Genomic DNA, 3,174 nt, shown 5'->3' with positions numbered 1-3,174 from the left:
AAATTAAAAATATAAGAACTGGGATTAGCGATTTTGAAAATCTTTGTGATTTCAGTTCTACTGTAGGAAAATAGCAATCCCAAAAGAGCAAGGTAAAATATAATATAGAAAATAAAAAAGGAAGGATTATCTATCTTGATATAGATGGGTTTCAAAACAAAGAAAAAAGGTATCAGCAATAACAATCCAGTTAAAATTGCGTAGATAATTTTCGATCTTATTTTTTGGGAAGCTTTAGGCAAATTCAGTGATTGATACATGTCTTCATACTTCCATATATCGACGGGTTGTTGCCCAAAATTTTCAGCATACATCTTTGCGGTATGCTCTTTTGCTAATACAAATTTGGAACCTTCCTTAGCATTATGCATCGCTGGCAAATGCTGAATCCTTTTGCCCAAAATCTCACATAATGAGGTGTACGATTGCGTATAGATTATGTGCAAATGCCAAACTTCATCAACAATAGGAGAAGGTGAAACCATCGTATCCGCCTGAGAAGCCAGATACATAAATTTTTTGTATTCTAAAATGGCCTTCTGGTTAAAGTTAAGTGACCAGTAATTTTCTCTGGAAAGTCTTGTTAAGAAACCGTAATGATCCTCAATATTTTCAAAAGAAAAATCAAGTACTTTGTTCCATATTTCTGTGTTCATAAGCCTTTGCTATATTAGTAATAATCATTCAAAACAACTTATTTCAACATTATTTTCACAAGACTATACCTTGACTTTTACTTGATTAATGTACATAATTTTGTACACCATTTCCTTCAAAAGTTCGGCGTCATTAGTGTTGACTGCACCAAGTCCCTTTCCCTTCATATCAATCTCTCTGAGAATCGAAATAATCCTTGTACAGCTTTTGAGCGAGTAATTTTTGGCTGCAACTGCATAATCTTTCAAAAAATAAGGAGAAGTCCCCATTTCGGACGCCAATTCTGCCTGAGACATTCCTTGCGAAACATGATATATTATCAAACTTGTAAAAAATTTGTTCAATATAGAAGTGACCTGAAAAAGAGAAGTCCCCTTTTCGTTCTTTCCCATAAAGTGAGTGATTCTAAAAGCTTTATCAATATTATATTGACCAATTGCCGTCTGCAATTCAAAAACATTATAGTCTTTGCTAATCCCGATATGTCGTTCGACCAAAGTCTCATCCAAAATTTCGTTTTCTTTCAGAATAATTTTCAGCTTTTGTAATTCATTCGAAATTCGGGAAAGGTCATTCCCTAAATATTCTGACAACAAATCCGGAATGCGTGATAAAGTTTTAATTTTTAATCTTTTACACTCCTGTTCAATCCAATTTGGAAGTTGATAATCTTTGAGTGGTTCACTCTTGAAAATCTGACCATTCTTTGTCAGTGTTTTAACAAATTTCTTTCTGGAATCTAGCTTCCCTTTGTATCCAAACACCAAAATTGTACTTTCAACAGGGTTAGAAAAATATTGGTCAAGGATTTGGCTTTCATTTTCATTAATTTTCAAATCTTGAGCCTCTTTAACCACAATTTGGAGCTTCTCTCCTATCATCGGAAATTGTCGAGCCAAAGCAAGAATCTCTTGAATGGTGGAGTCTTTTCCGTAGATAATGGTTTGATTAAAAGCTTTCTCTTCTTCGGTCAATATTTCGTTTTCCAACATTTTGACCCCTACATCAATAAAGTGTGGTTCTTCTCCTTGAAAAAAATAAACAGGAAGAAATTCTTTATTTTTAATACTTTTGGCAATAGATTCCAATTCTTTCATATGATGAACTTACCGAAACTGAATTTTAGCGTGGATTATAATTTTAAATTCAAGCAAGACAAAGATAAGTTTTTTATTTATGATGTGGTGCGAAAAAGCTGGTTGGTTCTCACACCTGAAGAATGGGTGCGACAACACTGGATTAGGTACTTTATGGAGCAAAAGGGATACACTGCTTCCGCATTAATACTGGAGAAAAAAATCGAACTCAATGGGCTTACCAAACGCATAGACCTTCTTATTACAGAAAAAACGGTGGCTAAAATCTTGGTCGAATGCAAAGCGCCCTCTGTAAAACTTACCGAAAAAACCTTTGAACAAACTGCGCGATATAATTCGGTAATTGCAGCAGATTCCATAATTTTGAGTAACGGAATTCAGCATATTTTCGCAAGGTATCAAGATGGACAATATCATTTTTATAAGGGTGAAGAATGATGGATGATGGATGAGGGATGATGGATGAAGCAATAAGCAATAAGCAATAAGCAATAAGCAATAAGCAATAAGCAATAAGCAATAAGCAATAAGCAAAATTAAAATTTTGAGAACGTAATAATTATGAATGCAAAACAAGATATAAAAAATATTATTTTCGATTTTGGAGGTGTGGTGATGGACTGGAATCCTCGATACTTCTACAAATCGTACTTCAATGATGACGAAAGGATGGAGTACTTTCTGGAGCATATCGCCGAAGATTCCTGGAACGCCGAACAAGACCGTGGTCGTACCCTGAAAGAGGGAACAGAAATCCAGGTCGCAAAATTTCCAGAATGGGAAAAAGAGCTTAGGGCTTATTACGACAATTGGTCAACCATGTTGAAAAGCGATATTCCTGAAAATGTGGCGGTGCTGAGAAAGTTGGCAACCACCGATTACGAGCTTTTTGGACTTACCAACTGGTCAGCGGAGACTTTTCCATACGCGTTAAAGCATTATGATTTTTTCGAACTTTTCGAAGGAAAAATCGTAGTCTCTGGAACCGAAAAGCTCATCAAACCGGACCCTCAAATTTGGCAAGTCCTCCTTGACCGCTACCAAATTAGAGCTGAAGAATCTGTCTTCATCGATGACAATCCCAAAAATATTGAAGTCGCCAAAAGTATGGGTTTCCTAACAGTACATATTACGGAAACAACAGATTTGGAGAAAGAATTGGAAAAGCTCGGACTGCGTTTTTAGTTTTCTCAAATGATAGCCCCATTATAATTGAGAACTCTCCTACCCTCAAATTTTAGAAAATTAATTAAAAAGAATTCATTGCGCATTACAAATATCTGTAATTGCGCATTTTGAATATCTTACCCGATTACAAATACTTACAAAAAGAAATATCTAGCGCAAAACACTGAATAATAAACTTTTATGATTTTCAAAAAATATTTGGTTCCAATTCGCCAATTGCGTATATTTGAGA

4 protein-coding genes are annotated in these 3,174 nt (G+C 35.0%); 2 read left to right on the top strand and 2 right to left on the bottom strand.

Annotation, left to right across the window (positions count from 1 at the left end; genetic code table 11):
* Both AC4AGG_RS15900 and holA read right to left on the bottom strand, forming a co-directional pair.
* A partial coding sequence (locus AC4AGG_RS15900; protein ID WP_489773001.1) for a glycine-rich domain-containing protein occupies positions 1–656 on the bottom strand: 656 nt, incomplete at its 3' end.
* A 63-nt stretch (positions 657–719) separates the two neighbouring features.
* Entirely contained in the window at positions 720–1,754 is a 1,035-nt protein-coding gene (gene holA / locus AC4AGG_RS15895) for a DNA polymerase III subunit delta (RefSeq protein ID WP_489773000.1), read from the bottom strand.
* A 3-nt stretch (positions 1,755–1,757) separates the two neighbouring features.
* Here holA and AC4AGG_RS15890 point away from each other — a divergent pair, with 3 nt between their 5' ends.
* Both AC4AGG_RS15890 and AC4AGG_RS15885 read left to right on the top strand, forming a co-directional pair.
* Complete coding sequence (locus tag AC4AGG_RS15890) at positions 1,758–2,192, top strand: type I restriction enzyme HsdR N-terminal domain-containing protein (RefSeq protein WP_489773002.1); 435 nt, start codon at positions 1,758–1,760, stop codon at positions 2,190–2,192.
* A 123-nt stretch (positions 2,193–2,315) separates the two neighbouring features.
* Complete coding sequence (locus AC4AGG_RS15885) at positions 2,316–2,939, top strand: HAD family hydrolase (RefSeq protein ID WP_489772999.1); 624 nt, start codon at positions 2,316–2,318, stop codon at positions 2,937–2,939.
* Positions 2,940–3,174: the final 235 nt, after the last annotated feature.

It is taken from the genome of Chryseobacterium sp. CG10_8 (assembly GCF_058117085.1).
Note: the sequence above shows the minus strand (reverse complement) of the source record. Positions and strands in the feature narration are given on the sequence as shown.

Excerpts from the sequence above, each read along its gene's own strand:
- AC4AGG_RS15885 (WP_489772999.1), top strand. The coding sequence starts at position 2,316 with ATGAATGCAAAACAAGATATAAAAAATATTATTTTCGATTTTGGAGGT.
- AC4AGG_RS15890 (WP_489773002.1), top strand. The coding sequence starts at position 1,758 with ATGAACTTACCGAAACTGAATTTTAGCGTGGATTATAATTTTAAATTC.
- holA (WP_489773000.1), bottom strand. The coding sequence starts at position 1,754 with ATGAAAGAATTGGAATCTATTGCCAAAAGTATTAAAAATAAAGAATTT.